Source organism: Nocardiopsis listeri NBRC 13360, from assembly GCF_001570765.1.
Classification (GTDB): domain Bacteria; phylum Actinomycetota; class Actinomycetes; order Streptosporangiales; family Streptosporangiaceae; genus Nocardiopsis; species Nocardiopsis listeri.
Genome location: NZ_BCSH01000017.1, coordinates 68153 through 85801 on the forward strand (window position 1 = coordinate 68153; position 17649 = coordinate 85801).

Below are 17649 nucleotides of genomic sequence, written 5' to 3' on the forward strand. Positions count from 1 at the left end.
GTTCCGTGGACGCGCCGCGCAGCAGGGTATGTATTCGCCGAACGTGCCCTGAACCCCCGTTCGGAAGGGTCCCGGTCATGAGCGGAGCGTGGGACGGCCTCATCGTGATGGGGCTGTTGGTCATCCTGTTGGTCCTCGGCGTCCGCAAGCTCCGTCCGAAGGTCCACATTCCGTGGAAGACCAGCGCCATCGTCCTGGTCTTCGTCTTCGTCTGCATGCTGCTGTGGGCCTGGTCCTGGCGCTGACAGACGTCGAACGCGCCCAGGGCCCGCCTCGCGAGGCGGGCCCTTCGGCGCCCGGAGAATCGGCGAGGCACGGACGAACGATCCCGTAGGCGGGTGGGGACCGGCCGCCCGAGCCTCGGCCGCGATGGTTCAGGCGTGCGGGTCGAAGTCGATCCCGTCGGGAACGGCCTTGGCGAGCGAGTCACCGAACCGCTCGTCCTTGAGGTCGAGCTGCGCGGAACCGTAGTCGGCCCTCACGAAGACGTCCCTGACCCCCTCGGGATAGCCGTCCCAGCCCACCAGGTCCGGGTACTGCCAGACCCCGTAGTGGTTCTCGGGCGGGTCGTCGTGGTCGGCGGCGAACCGGAAGGCGTGGGTGGAGGCGCCGTCCTTGTGGTAGACGATCTTGGGGTGGGTGTCCTCCCACAGCAGATCCTCCGCCGCCCGGGTGTCGTAGTCTCCGTGCGCCGAGGCCGACACGTAGCGCGCCTCCTCGTCGAGGACCCACACCACGACGTGTTCCAGGTCGTGCCGGTGCCCACAGCATCCGGGCAGGACCTGGTCCTTTTCGAAGTAGAGGGCGTACATGTAAGCACACCAACCACTGTCATCGCACTTGACGCGAGAATAAGAATTGGTGTTGTCCAGGTCGGACTGGTCGCGACAGTTTCCGTTCAACGCCCCCGAGGTGTTCAACCCTTCGGCGACACTGCCATCGGGACCGATCGCGGGCGTCGAATAACAACCGTCCGTGTCGTAGTCGAAGGCCGGCTGCCATTTCGCTTCGGCCCCGGAGGAATTCGCGGGCAGAGAGGCCGGAGGCTCGGCGAACGCCGGAGCCGCCAAGGCGACCACGATCGCGAAGGCCCCAAGGAGGGACACACCACCCTTCTTGGCGAGCGCCCAGGGTCGCCGAAGGAGGCCGGCGATCCCAACGGGGCTTTCTCCCTCGAAATCACAAGTGGAACTCAGGACCAGTTTCCCCGCCCCGGACGACAATGCACACACCACCATTTCCGCAGCGGGATGTCCGTTTACCACTGGATAAAGTAACCATCCGACTACAGCAAGGCAAGATGTACTGAAGGGCTTTTTTCTGCGCCCCGAAACAGGTTTAACGGGGCACGTTACCCCACCTGGGAAAAGAGGGTGAAACGTCGAATCGGCGCTTCGCGATTCCTATGGCCCACGGCGGTGACCACCGACCGGGAGGACCGGGAGGGCGGGGACGGCCGAGGCGGCGGCGTGCGGCGGTGACCCACCCGGCACACCGCCGGCACCGGATCAGACGTCCTCGTCGATCTTCTCCGCCTCGTCGGCCGCCACGCCCTCGTCCTCTTCCGGGGCGTGCATCGGCATCTCGAACCACACGGCCTTGCCGTCCGGGGTGGGACGTGAACCCCAACGGCTGGCGAGCTGCTCCACCAGGTACAGGCCACGTCCGCCCTCATCGTCGGCGGCGGCGCTGCGAATTCGGGGAAGTCGCAGGTCGTGGTCGAAGACCTCCACCCACACGGCGTTGGCGCCACGGCGCAATCGGAGCAGGAACTCCTTGTCGCCGGAGTCGTCGCTGGACTCGTCCTCCTCCGCGACGGCCTCCAGAAGGTCGCTCCAGTCCTCGTCGAACTCGTCGGTCACCCCGCCGCCCTCCAGCGGGGTCTCCGAGTCCAGCACACCGCCACCGGTGAACTCACGGTGAACGGGGCGAGGGGTGGCGTGGATGACCACGTTGGTGACGATCTCCGAGACGAGGAGACAGGCCAGTTCGGCCTGGTCCCGATCCACGCCCCACTCCTTGAAGGTGTCCGCCGCCAGGTGCCGGGCCTCACCCACGGTGGAGGCCTCGGACGGGAACCAGCCCTCGCGCAGAGCCAGCTCCTCGGAGTGCGTGCGCACGACCAACAGCGCGGTGTCGTCGTCCAGCTCGCCCGGCACGCTGTACACGGCCGCCTCGGCGATCTGCTCGACGTCCTTGTCCGCGACCTCGGCGACGCGTTCGGTCAGCTGTGCCAGGGCGCGTTCGGAGTCGACCTTGCCGCCCAGGGGTTTGCGATCCACCAGACCGTCGGTGTACATCAGCAGGGTCGCGCCGGTGGGCAGACGCAGGTCGGCCTGGTGGTAGACGATGTCCTCCCCCGACCCGCCCTTGGCGCGAACGCCGAGCATGCGGTCGGTGACCTCCAGGTCCAGGGTCTCCACGGTGTCGGAGTTGATGAGCAGGGGTGGCGCGTGCCCGGCGTTGGCGTAGGACAACTCCCGGGACCAGGCGTCGTAGACCATGTACAGGCAGCTAACGCTGGGGATCCAAACCCCGCCCTTGTCGTCGGGGGTGCCCAGCTGGCGCACCCACTCGTCCAGCTCGCGCAGGATGTCGGCGGGCTCGCGGTCGGCTTGGGCGAAGGCGCGCAGGGCGGCTCGCAACTGGCCCATGACGGCGGCGGCGTGCGGGCCGCGACCCTCCACGTCACCGATGACCAGGCCCACCCGCCCGGCGGACAGGGGGATCGCGTCGTAGAAGTCGCCGCCCACCTGGGTCTGTACCCCGTGGCCGTGCGCCTCCAGTGGGCCGGCCGGCAGGTACTGCTTGGCGACCGTCAGTCCGTCCAGGGGAGGAAAGTCGCCGGGCAGCAGACTGTTCTGGAAGGCCAGCGCCGTGGAGCGTTCCTGCTCGAACAGGCGGGCGTTGTCGATGGCCAGGGCGACCCGGGAGGCGATGGCCCCGACCAGGTCGCGGTCGAAGCCGCCGTAGCTGGTCTTCTGGCGAGGGGAGAGGCCGGACAGGGCCAGGGTGAGCACGCCCAGGACCTCACCGCGGGCACGGAGCGGCGCGGCGATCGCGGAGGTGACGCCGACCTGGCGAGAGATCCGGTCGGAGCGGTCGTTGGGCGAGTTCTCGTACAGGTAGTCGCTGCTGACCACGGTTTCGAGTCGGCGCAGCGCCTGGGTGACGAAGTGTCGTTCGGGGTAGCGGACCTCGTCCCCGACGTCGAACCAGGTGCGGGGCGGGGGCGTCCAGCCCTCGGCGTGCACGGAGACCTGGCGGACCAACCGTTCGTGGTCGTAGAGGTCGATGAAGCAGTGATCGGCGAACTGGGGGACGAGGATCCCGGCCACGCCCTTGACGGTGGAGTCGAACTCCAGAGAGCCGGCCAAGCGGCTGCCGATCCGTTCGAGCAGCCCGTACTGTTCCTCGACCCGACCGCTGCGCAGGGCCTCACGGGCGATGAGGGTTATGCCGTCGATCTCGCCCGAGTCGTCGCGCATGGGCACGGCCTGCGCGCGCACGTGGATCCAGGTGGAGTCGCCCTTGAGCACCGCGAAGGTGCCCTCCCACGGCTCGCCGCGAAGGACGCGTCGGGCCAGTTGGGAGGCGTGCTCGCGGTCGGACTCGTGGATGCCGATGTCCAGCAGGGACAGGCCGATGTGGTCACGACCGCCCATGAACCCGAACAACTCGCGAGCGTAGGGGTTCCAGTACCGAAGGAGGCTGAACCGGTCGATGACGACGATCGCGATCTCGGCCTGATCCACGACCTCTGCCGTGGCGAGCGCGTCACTCTCCCGGAAGGGCTCACCCCACCGTGTCATCTAGCCGCCACCTCGCCGTCATGAGCTGCATACATGCCCGCTCCGGGTACCCCGAACGACCGCACCTTGGGGCGAGCGTAGCAACACCGTCAACGTTCCCGCAGCGCAATGAGACAATCCCGATGAGCAACCAATCAACGTGTACGGACGTTTCACGGCTTGGCGACGAAGATGTGCCCGGCGACATCCGCGGGGAGGTCGCTGTGACCGTCCTCGCCGATGATCCGTACTCCGCCGTCCGAAGCCCGAAGGACCACTTCCTGCCCGGGTTGTACCCCGGATTCGCGCAAGGTGAGCATGATGTCGGCGTCCGGCTGGAGCTGTTCACTGATGCGACGCACGGTGACGGTGGTGTCCGTGTTCGAGGCCGCGTCCACCATCGGCACGATGGAGTCGTCGGTGAACGGTTCGGGGGCGTACCCCTCCAGGCCCAGCTCGTCGAGGCCGGGGATGGGGTTGCCGTGCGGGCACACCGAGGGGGCGTTGAGCAGCGTCACCAGGCGCTTCTCGACCTCCTCGGAGATGACGTGCTCCCAGCGGCAGGCCTCGATGCGGACGTCCTCCCAAGGCAGCCCGATGACGTCGACCAGAAGGCGCTCGGCGAGCCGGTACTTGCGCATGACGTGGGTGGCCAGTCTGCGCCCCTCCTCGGTCATCACCAGGTGACGGTCGTTCTCGACCCGCAGTAGTCCGTCGCGCTCCATGCGAGCGACCGTTTGGCTCACCGTTGGTCCGCTCTGGTGCAGGCGCTCGGCGATACGCGCTCGAAGCGGGACGATGCCCTCTTCCTCGAGCTCGAAGACCGTACGGAGGTACATCTCCGTGGTGTCGATCAGCCCGTGTGCGGTCAAGACTCCCCTCCCAAGGCTCTGTGCCCGTCGCGCGGTCACGACAAGCACGGCAGGTCTCTCTCAACACAGGCCGGGACCACGTGATTCCCTGGGGCCGAGTGGGACCGGGACGTCCGAGGTACCGCTGGAGCGACCACCGATGGACCAAGCATATCCTGGCGCGCCGAGCCTGAATTTCCCCTTCGTCTCACGATGCGGACACGAATGACCCGTGAGACTCATGTGACGCAAGGGACCGAGGTCACAGGTGCGCAGGCCATTCGGTTGAAAAATGAACTACCTAAGACCTCTGGCCACGTCCCGGACCGTGACTCGACGGCGCCCGAACTCATGTACGAAGCGACCAACATCACCCCATAGCAGCCCGGCCATCCGGTTCCCTAGGGTGCGAGGCGGTCGATCGTCCACTTCCCGTCCGCACCGAGCAGGTAGCAGAACCGGTCGTGCATGCGATCCGGACCACCCTGCCAGAATTCCACCTCCTGCGGGATCAGCCGATATCCGCCCCAGTACTCGGGCCGCGGGATGGTCTCGTCCTCGCCCCACACCGAGTCGAACTCGTGGAACAGGTGATCCAACTCCTCGCGATCGGCGACCGGCCGTGACTGCCGTTCACTCGCCCAGGCGCCCAGCTGGGAGCCGCGTGGTCGGGACGCGAAGTAGCGGTCGTTCTCCTCGTCGTCGAGGCGTTCCACCACACCCGCGAAGAGCACCTGTCGGCGGATCGCGTGCCAGGGGAACACCACCGACGCCCGCGGATCGGCGGCCAGGGCCCGACCCTTGCGCGAGGTGTAGTTGGTGAAGAAGCGCAGGCCCGAGCCGTCATAGCCCTTCATCAGCACCGTGCGCGACCGGGGAAGACCCGACGGCTCCACCGACGACAGCACCATGGCGTTGGGTTCGGCCAGATTCCACTCGCAGGCCTGGTCGAACCACAGGTGGAACTGGGTCATCGGCGATTCCGCCAGATCCGATCGACGCAAGGGCTCACCCATGTACGGTTTCCGCAGTTCGGCGGGGTTCTGGTGGTCCACACCCGGCATGATCTCGCGTCGGAGAGGAAGGGCGCCGGCCGACCCCCGCCTCCCGCGTGTCCACGGGTGCTGCCCCGCCGGCCGTCATGGCTCCTCGTCCGTCTTCACGGGCAGACACCCCGCACCCGGTTCCACGGTGGTGGAGTTGCGCATGCCGCAGCGTTGGAGGACGTGCTGACGCTGCACGTCACCGGTCTCGTCGTTGCGTACCCTCGGACCGACGAGCACCAGTTGGACCATGCGCCCGCCGAACCAGTTGCCGTCGTTGGCGGCATCGAAGGTGATGTACCCGGAGACCCCGGTGAACGTCCCGGACGTCTTGACCTGACCGTGCAGCGCGTCCCGCTTCTCCTCGTAGTCCTCCTCGGTGTGCAGGAAGGGCATCCGGGCCAGACCCAGCCGCTGCCGCAGCCCCTCGTTCGCCGTTTCCTCCTTGGTCAGTCCGGTGGAGGGCAGGGCGTTGGCGATCACCAGGAGGGCGTCGTTGCCGACGGCCGCGTGGGCGATGGAAGGCAGTTCGTCAGCGGGCGGCATGCCCGACTCCCCCTCTTCCTCGTCGCCGTCGCCCTTCCCGTCCTCGTCCTTCTCGTCCTTCGTGTAGAGCTCGGTCAGGAGCTCGCCCATGTCGTCGTAGAAACCCTGGTCGCTGCCGGCGGAGCCGTCCCCTTGGACTCCCCAGGGACCACTGGGCGCCAGCGGCGTGTAGAAGACCGGATGGTGCACGGAGTTGCGTTCGATGAGCACCTCGGAGTCGGAGACGAACTTGGAGATGTCGTCACCACCGAGGATGGTCATCCCACCTCCGTTGCACTCCTCACCCCCCGAGCGCATGAAGTCGCGGTAGAACCGGGTGAAGTCGTCCGAGCGACCGGCGTAGTAGAGCAGGTCGGGCGGGTTCTCGTCCGAGCACAATCGGTCCAGGTGCTCCCGGTAGGTGGTGTCGGTCTCCAGGTGGCCGCTCTGGTAGAGCAGCACCCCCTGGTCGTCGTACTCGTCGGAGTCGAGCTCCTCTGCGCCCTGCCAGATCTCGCCCCCTTCGGATTCGACGAAGGTCGCCATGAACTCCTGCGCCAGGTGCGGTCCGTACTGCTCGTGCTCCTCGCCCTTGGTGTCGGTCTCGGCGCTGGCGATCGCCACAGCCGTCTCGTGCCCGGGCAGACCGTGCTCCTGCCCCTCGGGGTCGGCCCAGGGGACGCCGTGTCTGGCCCAACTGGCGGCCTGCGTCGCGATGCGGCTGTTGGGCGGCGCCACGGGGAAGTAGAACTCACTGTGTTCGCGGGCCCCGAACTGGGCGACGTCGTCGAAGGTGGCCGTGGTGCCCACCATCGTCAGGGCCGCCTCGCCCACCCGCTGGATGGCCCGACTGTTGTTCACCACGCTGTGCCCGAACCCGACGGCGGCGATGGGCCGGTCCATGCCGAGGCTCTTGTCCTCGGCCCTCTCGACGATCTCCTCCGCAGTGACCAACGAATGTTCCCAACCCTCCCCCGCGTTGCCGATGAGGAGTTTGATGGCGGGTCGACCCGCCTCCCGTTGCTCGTTGTGTTCGCGCTGTTGGTAGGCGAGCCCGAGCAGTTCGCCCTGGGCTCCGGACAGGGAGGGGTCCTCCGGGTCGGTGACGCTCTGCTCCGCGATGTGGGCGACCGTGACGTAGGGGTCGTCGGAGGCGTCCACCTCGTCGTTCTGTTCCTCGATCAGTTCGGTGACCTCCCTCAGGCGTTCGTGGAACACGAAGTCGCCGAAGGTCACCCCGACGCACTCCCGACCGACCTTGGTGATGCCCGGGGGCACCCAGGCGCCCTCCTGGATGCACGGGTGGAGCGCCTGCGCCTGGGCGGGAACCAGGACCAGACCGGCCAGCACGAGGACACCGACCGTAACGGCCCCGCCGGCGCTCAGTACCGCGGCCTTGACGGGTCGGGTCATCACCCACGTGGGTTCGGACCGCCAACTCCTCTCCCGCGACTCCGGTGGCCGCTCGGCGACGTGCAGGGTAAGGGTGCGTCGGGCGCCGAGCGCGCCGGACAGGTGACGTTCACGGTGCCAGCCACGGATCTGCTCGGGAACCGTGTCGGTCCCGTCGAACTCCGGCAGGTACGGGTGCCGGTCGACGTCGATCCCACCGTCGACGAGCGGTCCCTCCCCGTCGCGGTCGCGGATCTGCACCAGCAGCAGGGGATCGGGCAGGGCGCGCCGCAGCCGTTCGTCCTCGATCAATCTGATGAGGTAGCGGCCCACGCGGCCCAGGCCCTGCTGGTCGTAGAGGAGGACGGGGCGGTAGGCGCGGGCCCGCCCGCGACCTCGATTCGCACCATAGATCCGGTGGAGGTCGTCGAGCAGCGCGTTCACCGCGATGCGATGGGTACCGGGCGGGCGGGTCCCCTTCGGCTGGTCGGCACCGCCGATCCGCCCCTTGTTGCGTTGGGGGTGGTGGAGCTCGTTGAGCAGGTGCACACCGCGTGCGCGGTGCCGGCCGACCCGCCCCTGGCCATCATCGGGCGCGGGTTCCTGTGCTTCCCGGGACTCGTCCTCGACCAGGTCCATGACGTACCGGTGGTGGTTGAGCCACCGGTAGGGACGCCACGGCAGGAAGAAGAAGAAAACGGTGAGCAGGTACACGGCCGCCAGGAGCACACCGGTCAGCAGCGACACGATCTCGTTCAGCTGTTGGGCGGCCAGACCGACGAAGGCGAAGGGCGTGGCGGTGACGACGAGCGAGACGATGAAGGCCAGTGGGGTCAGGATCTTCTCATCCGCCAGCCCGAAGGTGGCCTTGCCCGATATCCGGGTGACCCAACGCGAGGTGACGGCGGCGGCCCGCGCGAGCCTGCGCCAGTGGACGAGCGCGGTGGCGCTGAAGATCTCGCCGCGCGAGGGTGGCTCTTCCTTGTCCTTGTCCGAACCGTGTCCGGCCTGTTCGGCGCGGTCCAGGAGGTCTGCCCGGTACTGGATCGCGTAGTTCAGGCGGGCCTCGCGCAACCCGTTGATGACCGCGGTCTGCCCCTGGCTGGTGTTCTCCAGGCGGCCGTGTTCGGGGGTCTTCTCGGATCGGTCACCGCTCGCCCTGCTCCTGATCTCGGTGAGGTCGCAGCGGCGCAGCCACAACAGGGAGTTCAGACTCGGCAGACGCGGCGGGGGTGGAGGTCTGCGGCCCCTCTTCGGTTTCGGCGGGGAATCCTTCCAGGCGAACCCGTCGTCCACCAAGTGCTCGATGTAGTCGTACAGTTCGTCGGTGGTGACGTCGGTGTCGGAGTCACGCACCTCGTAACGGTCCCGGGGCAGGCCGCGCGGCACCGTGTCGGCCGGTTCGGGGCGGGCCTGCGGACGCAGGAAACGCGCTCTTTGGTCCTTGAACCATGCGCGTGCGTCGTGGGCGGAGGCGGCCACCTTCGTCTCCCCCGGTTCCCCGGGCTCCTCCGGTGTCTCGGTGGAGCGGAGCGGCAGCAGCCACACGGGATCGACGGCGCACTGCTGGACGAGCATGCGCCGGACCTCGGCGTGATCGTCGGCGTCCTCCAGCACCAGGTCGAGCACGGGCGAGGGCTCGGCCAGATCGCCGCGTTGGATCTTGCCCTTGCCCGCGGGACGCCGATGGGCGACACGGGCCTCCATACGACGTAGCCGCCGGTGCAGGCTCCGTCGCGGGCGTGCGCGCAGCGCCTCGAAGACCTGGAGGAACAGGGGTGGGGCACCGGTTCCCTGAGATACTCCGTTCGCTCGGTCGCCGCCCTTCCGGTCCGCCACGAGGCGCCCTCCTTCCACCGTTCGTATCGCTCATCACCCCTGGGAAGCGCCCCATTAGACAACAAGGTGAACGGTTTTTCACCGGGCGAAGCGAAATCGTCACTGTCCAATACCGGACAGCGGAACGAATCATGTGAAGGGGACCATCGACGTTCACGTGATTTCACGCGACCAATCGCCGCCCTGACCGGCGGCGTCACCGGGTCCACCACTACGCTGTGCGGTGTGACCGAGATCCAGATTCCCGCGAACCTGCTGCCCGCCGACGGCCGTTTCGGGAGCGGCCCGTCCAAAGTCCGAGCCGCGCAACTCGACGCCCTCGCCGCCTCCGGTTCCCATTACATGGGCACCTCCCACCGCAAGAAGCCGGTGAAGTCCCTCGTGGGTCGGGTCCGTGCCGGGGTACGCGACCTGTTCTCCCTGCCCGACGGCTACGAGGTGGTCCTGGGCAACGGCGGCACCACCGCCTTCTGGGACATCGCCGCGCACGGACTGCTGCGCTCCAAGTCGCAGCACCTGTCCTTCGGTGAGTTCTCCGGCAAGTTCGCCAAGGTCGCCAAGGGCGCTCCGTGGTTGGAGGAGCCCACGGTCATCAGCACCGCCCCCGGCACCCACGGCGAAGCCGTCGCCGAGGCCGGCGTGGACGTGTACGCCCTCACCCACAACGAGACCTCGACCGGGGTGGCCGCGCCCATCGAGCGCGTGGCCGGCGCCGACGAGGACGCCCTCGTGCTCGTGGACGCCACCAGTGGCGCGGGCGGTCTGCCGGTGGACATCACCCAGACCGACGTCTACTACTTCGCCCCGCAGAAGAGCTTCGCCGCCGACGGTGGACTGTGGATCGCGATCATGTCGCCCAAGGCCCTGGCCCGGGTCGAGGAGATCGCCGCGAGCGGACGCTACGTCCCCGAGTTCTTCTCGCTGCCCACCGCGATCTCCAACTCCGCCAAGGACCAGACCTACAACACCCCGGCCGTGGCCACCCTGCTGCTCCTGGCAGAGCAGCTGGAGTGGATGAACGAGCAGGGTGGGCTGAAGTGGACCGTGGCGCGCACCCACGAGTCCTCCTCGATCCTCTACAACTGGGCGGACCGCACCTCGGTCACCTCGCCCTTCGTGGCGGACCCGGCCCAGCGTTCCCAGGTGGTCGGCACCATCGACTTCTCCGAGGACGTCGACGCCGCCCGGATCGCCGAGGTGCTGCGCGCCAACGGCGTCGTGGACACCGAGCCCTACCGCAAGCTCGGCCGTAACCAGCTGCGGGTGGCGATGTTCCCGGCGGTGGAGCCCAGCGACGTCAACGCGCTCACCGAGTGCATCGACCACGTGCTGACCAAGCTGTCCTGACCCGGTCCGACGAGGTTGGAGAATGGAGGCCGACCCGCCGCGCGTGGGTCGGCCTCCTCCTCTTACTACCGCTCATCGTTTCTCAGGACGGTTCGACTGTGCGCAGGAACAAGCAAGAAATCCCCATCAAGATCATTTCGCACCGGGGAGCCTCGGGTCACCGGCCCGAGCACACCCTGGCCTCCTATGAGCTGGCGGCCAGGCACGGCGGCGACTTCATCGAGATGGACCTGGTCTCCACCAAGGACGGCCACCTGATCTGCCGGCACGAACAGGAGATCGGCGAGACCACGGACGTGGCCGGCCGTCCCGAGTTCGCCGATCGGAAGGTCACCCGGACCATCGACGGGCGCACGGTGGAGGGGTTCTTCGCCCAGGACTTCACCCTGGCCGAGATCAAGACCCTGCGCGCGATCGAGCGCATGGCGAAGGTGCGGCCGGACAACGCGGTGATGGACGGCACCTACGAGATCCCCACGCTCCAGGAGGTCATCGAGCTGGCCCTGACCCTCACCCAGGAGCTGGGCCGCCCGGTCGGGATCTACCCCGAGACCAAGCACCCCGCCCACCACGTCGAGCAGGGCTTGGACCTGGAGCCGAAGCTCATCGCGGCGCTGCGTGAGGCGGAGTTGGTCGGCGAGGAGCCCAGGGTCCCGGTGTTCCTGCAGTCCTTCGAGGCCGAGAGCCTGCGCAAGCTCGCCGAGACCGGGCTGCCGCTGGTGTACCTGATGGGCACCGAGGAGCACTGGCTGCACTACACGACGCCGGAGGGGCTGGCCGAGGTGGCGACGTTCGCGCACGCCATCGGACCGCACAAGAGCCTGGTCATCACCACCAACGAGGACGGATCGCTGGGGCAGCCCACCACCCTGGTCGACGACGCCCACGAGGCCGGACTACTGGTGCACCCGTTCACGTTCCGCAGCGAGAACCACTTCCTGCCCACCGACCTGCGTTCGGACGGCGACCCGAAGGACTACGGGGGTTTCGCCGCCGAGTACGAGGCGTTCTTCGAGGTCGGTGTGGACGGCGTGTTCAGCGACTTCTCCCGACACGCCTTCCTGTGCCGCGAACACTTCCTGGACCCCCAGCCGATCGATTAGGGCGGTGACCGAGCAGGTTCACCGGCTCGGTCACCGCAATAGACCGTCCCGACACCGGGTGGAGTCCAGCGACTCCACCCGTGTCATCTCAGGGGTCACGTCCGGTCAGCCGAGGTCGTTCTTGGCGGTGTCGAGGAAGGCACGCCACTCGGCCGGGCCGTAGGTCAATGCGCCCAGCTCACGGTTCTGAGTGTCTCGGACAGCTATGGCCGGTCCTTCCGAGACCTCAACGCAGTTGTTGGCTCCAGAGCTGTGGCTACTCGTGTGCCACGCTGCTGACGATCGGCTCTGCTGAGACATCAGCCGGCTCCCGCGTCTAGTTCTGCAATGCGTTCCTCTATGTGAATTATGCTCTCACGCTTGCCGAGTGCGGCCACTTGCAGCTTGTTGAAGACCAGTTCGTAGACACCGGTGTGCTGAGCGCGATCCCAGAAGTCTGAGCTGGTGAGGTCCTCTAGATAGACGTAGGTCGCCTCGACCTCGTCCAGTCGGAGCAGGGTGAAGCCAGTCCCCATCGCGGCGTGCTCACCCGATGCGTAGGGAAGAATCTGGAGGTCGATATGTGGCGCGTGAGCGAGTCGATGAAGGTGCTGAAGCTGCTCACGGAAGGATTCTTTACCGCCGACGGTCCGTCTCAGCGCACCCTCACCAAGGATCAGTGAAACGTTGGGCGGGCCATCCTGAGTGAGTACGGCGGCACGGCGGATACGCCCTTCCACGACATGGCTGATGTCAGCCGGTGCGATGGTCACCGAGGTAGAGCAGACAGCCTTGGCGTAGGCCTGCGTTTGGAACAGCGCTGGTATGAGCTCCTCGTAGAAGATCTTCAGGTCTGTGGCGTCTGCCTCCATGCTCACGTAGCCACGGGCGAAGTCGAGAACCTTGCCATATGAGCCACGCTTACGAGCGGAAGCGGCCAAGTCGCGGAAGACAGTCGCCTCATCACCAGCCAACTCGAACAGCCTGATGAGCTTGCTGCACTCGGATGCGTTCAGCGTGCTGTAGCCGAGTTCGAGCTTGCTGATCTTTGAAGTTCCACAGCTCAGCGTCTTGGCCAACTCCTCCCTGGAGAGTCCTGAGCTCTCCCGAAGTCGCCGAATCTCACGGCCCAGCTGGAGTCGCAGCACCCGTGGCCCCGGGGTCACCATGGTTTAAGTCCGCCTTTGAAGTCCGATTCGTCCATATTTCGAGCCTTAACCTGGTGGCCTGGTTCAGTGTAAGTGGAAATTCTACTTGACTTTCCCATGGGATCGCTGTCTTCTGGTTACAACGAGTATTCCACCAGCCCCCTAAGGGTGACGAGAGCTCGGCAAGATCGGATGTTTCGCCGGTCCGGCCTTCGGAGTCTGCTCTCTGCCTAGGTGCGAGGACTCGTATGCCTGACCCGACCTCGATGTGGCCGGGCATGAAGAAGGCCCTGGCAGGTGCTAGTGACACCCGCCAGGGCCGGGCCGACAACCATCCCTTGAACAGGAGTTGCCGACATGTCCATTGTCCCTGAAAACCCCACTCCCGCCTACCCGGGGCGGCGCTGGCAAGCCCGCCACTACCCCGGAACCCGCTCCACCTGCACCCGCTTCCGGGCGGAACTGCGCTCCGACCTGGCCGCCCTCACCGGCGTTCCGCGTTCCCTGGCCGAGGACATCGAACTGTGCGGCAGTGAAGCCTTCACCAACGCCGTCACCCACTCGCGTTCCCAGCGGCCCGGTGGCACGGTGATCCGCCTACTCTCCACCCCCATCGTGATGGGGCGTCAGACCACTCTGCGGTTGTCGATCATCGACGACGGACCCCTGAACGCGCGCCCGGTGTGCCCGCCGGCCCGAAACTCCATCGAGGAGTGGGAAGAAGCCGAATCCGGGCGCGGGCTGCTGCTCATCCACCAACTCGCGAGCGAGTGGGGTGCCCAGCGTTGGGCCGACCCCGCCCTGCCCGCCGTGCTCGGCACCGTGCTGTGGGCCGAATTCACCTACCCCACCCCCACCACCGGCACCTCGACCGTCACTTGCGTCTGCGGGGGTGAGCGATGAGCAACGCGACCATACCCATGGACCTACGCCGAGTCCTGGACGCACCCCGAGGCCGACGCTTCAGCCACACCCCACACCGCCCCGCCATCCGACCGGCACCACGACCCGCACCGCACCCGCCGGTCGAAGCGGCGCCCGCAACCACTCCCGACCCGCTTCCGCCGCTGGTCTCGCTGGGACGCACCCCCAGGGAACGTGCCCTCTTGGCCCACATGCCCGACACCCCCGGACTCCGTCGCCGTCTCGAACGCGGAGACCTACCCGAATGGATGCGCCTCGCCGCCGCACGACGAGTCGAAGAAACCGACCGACCCCAACAGCCCCCGTGGTGGCACGACCAGGTGCCCGACCGAACCCCCGAGCCGACCCCGACGCCCGCACCGGTCCTGGAACCGGCCCGAGAACCCGACGATGACATCGAACCCGCCCACCCGCTCCCGATTCCACGCCCGCGCCGGGAACAGGCACCTCCTCCGCCGCTGCCGCGCAGGTCCGACCGGCCGCGCCGCCCGGCGAGCCACCGCAAACCCCGCCGCCGCATCGGCCACTTGCTCACCGGCTACGCCCTGGCCGCCATGGCCGGCGCCGCCGTCCAACCCCTGATCACCCTCCTGAGCTGACCGAACAAGACCTACCCCAAGGCCGCACCGGCACTCACGACTCGGCGCGGCCAGGGGTGATCAGATCGCGGCCTGGGCCTCGGCCGCTCGACCGAGGCCTACTGCACGTCGAACTCGTTGCCCTCGGGGTCGCGCATCCTCACGTGCGAGGCCCCGGGTTCCTCGACCACGGCGACGGAGACGGCGCCCAGTCCCTCCAGGCGGGCCACCTCGGCGTCGCGCTCCCCCGGTGCCGTCCGCAGGTCCAGGTGCATCCGGTTCTTGACCGTCTTGGGTTCGGGCACCTGCTGGAACAGGACGCGCCGCCCCAGGCCGGCCCCGGTGAACTCGTGCACGGGATCCTCCGGGTGGCGGATGACCGCGATCGTGCGCCAGGCCTTGCGGCCGTCGACGACCGTGTAGTCGTCCTCGCCCGCGATCCCCTCGGCGAGCACGTGTTCGATGAGGGCGCTGTTGTCCTCCGGTTCGTAGCCCATCGCCGCCGCCCAGAAGCGGGAGAGCGTGAGCGGTTCGGCGCAGTCCACGACGATCTGGTAGTCGAGAGCCATCGTCCATCCTCCGGTCGGGGAGCGGGACCGAACCCACTCGCGGGTTCCAGTCGTACCGGTCGGGTGGGACAGAACGCGGGCACGTCGCCGATGACGCCCCAACACCCTTCCGGCGAGGAACGTTCAGCCTCGGCGGGCGAGCCAGGTGATGGCGCCGATCAGCACGACCGCGACGGCGACGCCCCCGAGGATGAGCGGGGTGGAGCCGATGGCGGCGCCCTGCTCCTCCTCGGCGTCCTCGGCCGCCCCCTCCGGGGTGTCCGGGGACGACTCCGCCGGCTCGTCCACCACCGCGTGTTCGGGCCGCTGATCGTCTTCCAACGGCACCCGCCAGACCGGGGCGTGCTCGCCCTCGGTGCCGGCCATGAGCGCGGTCCCCTCCGGGGTGAAGGCGATCGACTCGCCCTGGTCGCTCTCCGGCAGGTCGAAGGAGCCCACCGAGGTCCCCGGTACCCCGTCCGTGGAGTCGTAGATCGTCACGCCCCAGTAGGTACGGATGGCGTAACGGGTGCCGTCGGCGCTGAACGCGGCGTCGGTGGCGAACAGGGGCGCGGAGTCGATCCTCTCCAACACGTTCTCCCCCTCGGGGGCCATGTTCTCGGGGGCCGCGTACACACCGCCGGAGAACTCCTTGGAGACCACGTACAGACGCCCGTCGCGCGGGTCGATCATCATGCCCTCGGCGTCACGACCGCCGTCCTCGTAGGTGAAGGTCAGCACCGCCGGATCCAGGACCATGTCGCCCAGGACCTCGGGCTCGGCGAAGTGGTACACCCGGATGTTCGGCCAGCCACCGCCGAAGTTGTCGCCTATGTCGCCGACGAACACCGCCGGCTCCCCCTCCGGCCCCTCGGCGACGCTTACGGCCTCCCAGTCACGGCGCTCCAGGTTCAGGGTGACCGTGGCGACGGTCTCGCCGTCCTCGTTCACGGCGTACACCTCACTGGGGTGGTCGCCGCTGTCGTTGTGCGTCCACCACACGCCCTCGTGGCGCAACGACGGGGCCAACCCGCTGGACTCGGAGATCCGCGGGTCCTGGAACTCGAAGGCGATCTCCGACCCCTCCGGCCCCTCCCCACCGCGTGGGTAGTCCGTCCCTCCGTCCCCGTCCTCGGGGATCTCCGTCTCGGCCGCGGCGGGCACCGCGGAGGCGAGGAGGAACAGGGCAGCCGCGAAGAGGGCCAGAGGAGTTCTCATACCGGCCATCCTGCCAGGGGCGGGCACAAGTGGCTTGCGCCCGGGCGCAAGCGGGCACATTCGGCTTACAGAGCGCGTAAGGAGAGCCCGTATGAGGATCGTCGCCTGTCTCAACGGGGATCGCCGCCCGGGCGCCCACCCCTCCCTGCCCGTGTCCGTCGACCAACTCGTCGCCGACGCCCACTCCGTGGTGGAAGCGGGTGCGACCGCACTCCACGTTCACCCACGCGATCCGAGTGGAGCGGAGTCGCTGGAGCCGTCCGTGGTGTCGGCGTTGATGGAGCGGTTACGTGCCGAGGGTCCCGACGTCCCGGTGTCCCTGACCACGTCCCTGTCGGCCGAGTCCGACCCGTGGAGACGCTACGACCTGGTGCAGAGATGGGCCTCGCCCACCCTGCCCGACTCGGTTTCGGTGAACCTGCACGAGGCGGGATCGGTGGACCTGGTCCACCTGTTGGGCGATCGCCGCGTGGCGGTCGAGGCCGGGGTGTGGACGGTGGAAGCGGCCCGAATCCTGGTGGCCACCGGGATCGAGGTCACCACCGTGTTGGTGGAGCCCACCCAGGTGGCCATCCAGGACGCACGACGCAACGCGGAAGCGATCAACGGCCTGTTGGATCGCGCGAAGGTGCGGACCCCGCGGTTGCTGCACGGAGCGGACGCCACGGCGTGGCCGATGTTGGAGACCGCCCTGGACGCCGGGTACGACGTCCGGATGGGTCTGGAGGACACGATGCGGCTACCGGACGGTACGGAGGCCTACGACAACGCCGCGCTCGTCGCCCACGCGGTCGGTCTGGCCACCACCACCGCCTGAACCCCCACCACCGCTGAGGGGCACGGGGCCCTACGCCCCGTGGTTCTCGGCCAGGCGACGTTCGAGACGTTCCTCGGTCGCCGAGAGCGCGTCGATGCGTTCGCGGACCGCCCGGAGCCTTTGCTCGTAGAGGGCGACGGCCTCCGCGCAGTCGGGTTCGCGGACCAGGTCCAGTTCGAGGCAGGCCCGCAGTTCCCCGATGTCCTCGGAGGTCAGACCGGACTCCAGGAGCAACCGAATGTTGCGGACCCGCTCGACCGCGTCCGGTCCGTATTCGCGGTACCCGTTCTCGGCCCGTTCACAGGTCAGGAGACCGCGTTTTTCGTAGTAACGCAGGGAGCGCACGCTGGCGCCGCTGAGTTCGGCGAGTTCTCCGATGCGCATGAATCCTCCGTGTCCCGTCACCGTGACCATCCGTCCCAGACTAGATGAGTGATTCCAAGGGGTGGGCGGGTGTCGGGTGGGTGGTGGCTGGTGGGGCGCCTGGGGCCGGGAGCCTTGGGATTGTTCGTGTTGACCGGGGGGTGGTGGGGAGCCTCAGGTTTC

Annotated in this window: 16 protein-coding genes; 6 read left to right on the top strand and 10 right to left on the bottom strand. The window is 67.9% G+C overall.

From position 1 onward, the window contains the following. Positions 1–77 precede the first annotated feature (77 nt). Positions 78–245 carry a hypothetical protein gene (locus NLI01S_RS25960; RefSeq protein WP_190318376.1) on the top strand — a complete coding sequence of 56 codons (168 nt, stop codon included), beginning with the start codon at positions 78–80 and terminating at the stop codon, positions 243–245. A gap of 129 nt (positions 246–374) precedes the next feature. On the opposite strand, the gene NLI01S_RS06405 is transcribed toward NLI01S_RS25960, so the two are convergent. The 5 genes from NLI01S_RS06405 to NLI01S_RS06425 form a co-directional block, all read right to left on the bottom strand. After that, positions 375–1106 (bottom strand): NPP1 family protein, encoded by a 732-nt coding sequence (locus tag NLI01S_RS06405; RefSeq protein ID WP_223809134.1) that lies wholly within the window; start codon positions 1104–1106, stop codon positions 375–377. A gap of 402 nt (positions 1107–1508) precedes the next feature. Continuing rightward, the gene (locus tag NLI01S_RS06410) at positions 1509–3812 is read right to left on the bottom strand and encodes an ATP-binding SpoIIE family protein phosphatase (protein WP_067600691.1); all 2304 of its coding nucleotides are present in this window, start codon (positions 3810–3812) and stop codon (positions 1509–1511) included. A gap of 152 nt (positions 3813–3964) precedes the next feature. Beyond that, positions 3965–4663: a metal-dependent transcriptional regulator gene (locus tag NLI01S_RS06415; RefSeq protein ID WP_067600694.1), complete on the bottom strand. Its 699-nt coding sequence runs from the start codon at positions 4661–4663 to the stop codon at positions 3965–3967. 380 nt (positions 4664–5043) lie between these two features. Further along, positions 5044–5697: a pyridoxamine 5'-phosphate oxidase gene (pdxH, locus tag NLI01S_RS06420; protein WP_067600750.1), complete on the bottom strand. Its 654-nt coding sequence runs from the start codon at positions 5695–5697 to the stop codon at positions 5044–5046. Positions 5698–5781: 84 nt separating this feature from the next. Further along, the gene (locus tag NLI01S_RS06425; protein ID WP_067600696.1) at positions 5782–9441 is read right to left on the bottom strand and encodes a hypothetical protein; all 3660 of its coding nucleotides are present in this window, start codon (positions 9439–9441) and stop codon (positions 5782–5784) included. Between the two features lie 225 nt (positions 9442–9666). Between NLI01S_RS06425 and serC the strand changes: the two genes are divergently transcribed. Together serC and NLI01S_RS06435 are read left to right on the top strand one after the other, a co-directional pair. Continuing rightward, a complete protein-coding gene (gene serC, locus NLI01S_RS06430) occupies positions 9667–10788 on the top strand; it encodes a phosphoserine transaminase (RefSeq protein WP_067600700.1) in 1122 nt (373 codons plus the stop codon). Between the two features lie 98 nt (positions 10789–10886). Then, entirely contained in the window at positions 10887–11891 is a 1005-nt protein-coding gene (locus tag NLI01S_RS06435) for a glycerophosphodiester phosphodiesterase family protein (protein ID WP_067600702.1), read from the top strand. A 105-nt stretch (positions 11892–11996) separates the two neighbouring features. On the opposite strand, the gene NLI01S_RS25105 is transcribed toward NLI01S_RS06435, so the two are convergent. Both NLI01S_RS25105 and NLI01S_RS06440 read right to left on the bottom strand, forming a co-directional pair. Next, positions 11997–12191 (bottom strand): DUF397 domain-containing protein, encoded by a 195-nt coding sequence (locus NLI01S_RS25105; protein WP_084392360.1) that lies wholly within the window; start codon positions 12189–12191, stop codon positions 11997–11999. After that, positions 12191–13039 carry a helix-turn-helix domain-containing protein gene (locus NLI01S_RS06440; RefSeq protein ID WP_067600704.1) on the bottom strand — a complete coding sequence of 283 codons (849 nt, stop codon included), beginning with the start codon at positions 13037–13039 and terminating at the stop codon, positions 12191–12193. The genes NLI01S_RS25105 and NLI01S_RS06440 overlap by 1 nt, the downstream gene beginning before the upstream one ends. Positions 13040–13375: 336 nt before the next feature. Between NLI01S_RS06440 and NLI01S_RS06445 the strand changes: the two genes are divergently transcribed. Together NLI01S_RS06445 and NLI01S_RS06450 are read left to right on the top strand one after the other, a co-directional pair. After that, complete coding sequence (locus NLI01S_RS06445) at positions 13376–13921, top strand: ATP-binding protein (protein WP_067600708.1); 546 nt, start codon at positions 13376–13378, stop codon at positions 13919–13921. After that, a complete protein-coding gene (locus NLI01S_RS06450) occupies positions 13918–14541 on the top strand; it encodes a hypothetical protein (protein WP_157090967.1) in 624 nt (207 codons plus the stop codon). The genes NLI01S_RS06445 and NLI01S_RS06450 overlap by 4 nt, the downstream gene beginning before the upstream one ends. A 98-nt stretch (positions 14542–14639) precedes the next feature. Here the strand turns inward: NLI01S_RS06450 and NLI01S_RS06455 are convergent, their stop codons facing one another. Next, complete coding sequence (locus tag NLI01S_RS06455) at positions 14640–15089, bottom strand: VOC family protein (protein WP_067600712.1); 450 nt, start codon at positions 15087–15089, stop codon at positions 14640–14642. A 123-nt stretch (positions 15090–15212) separates the two neighbouring features. Then, a complete protein-coding gene (locus tag NLI01S_RS06460) occupies positions 15213–16286 on the bottom strand; it encodes a hypothetical protein (protein WP_067600715.1) in 1074 nt (357 codons plus the stop codon). A 91-nt stretch (positions 16287–16377) separates the two neighbouring features. Between NLI01S_RS06460 and NLI01S_RS06465 the strand changes: the two genes are divergently transcribed. Next, positions 16378–17103, top strand: a complete 726-nt coding sequence (locus NLI01S_RS06465; protein WP_067600718.1) for a 3-keto-5-aminohexanoate cleavage protein — start codon at positions 16378–16380, stop codon at positions 17101–17103. Positions 17104–17133: 30 nt separating this feature from the next. On the opposite strand, the gene NLI01S_RS06470 is transcribed toward NLI01S_RS06465, so the two are convergent. Continuing rightward, a complete protein-coding gene (locus NLI01S_RS06470) occupies positions 17134–17487 on the bottom strand; it encodes a MerR family transcriptional regulator (protein WP_067600753.1) in 354 nt (117 codons plus the stop codon). Positions 17488–17649: the final 162 nt, after the last annotated feature.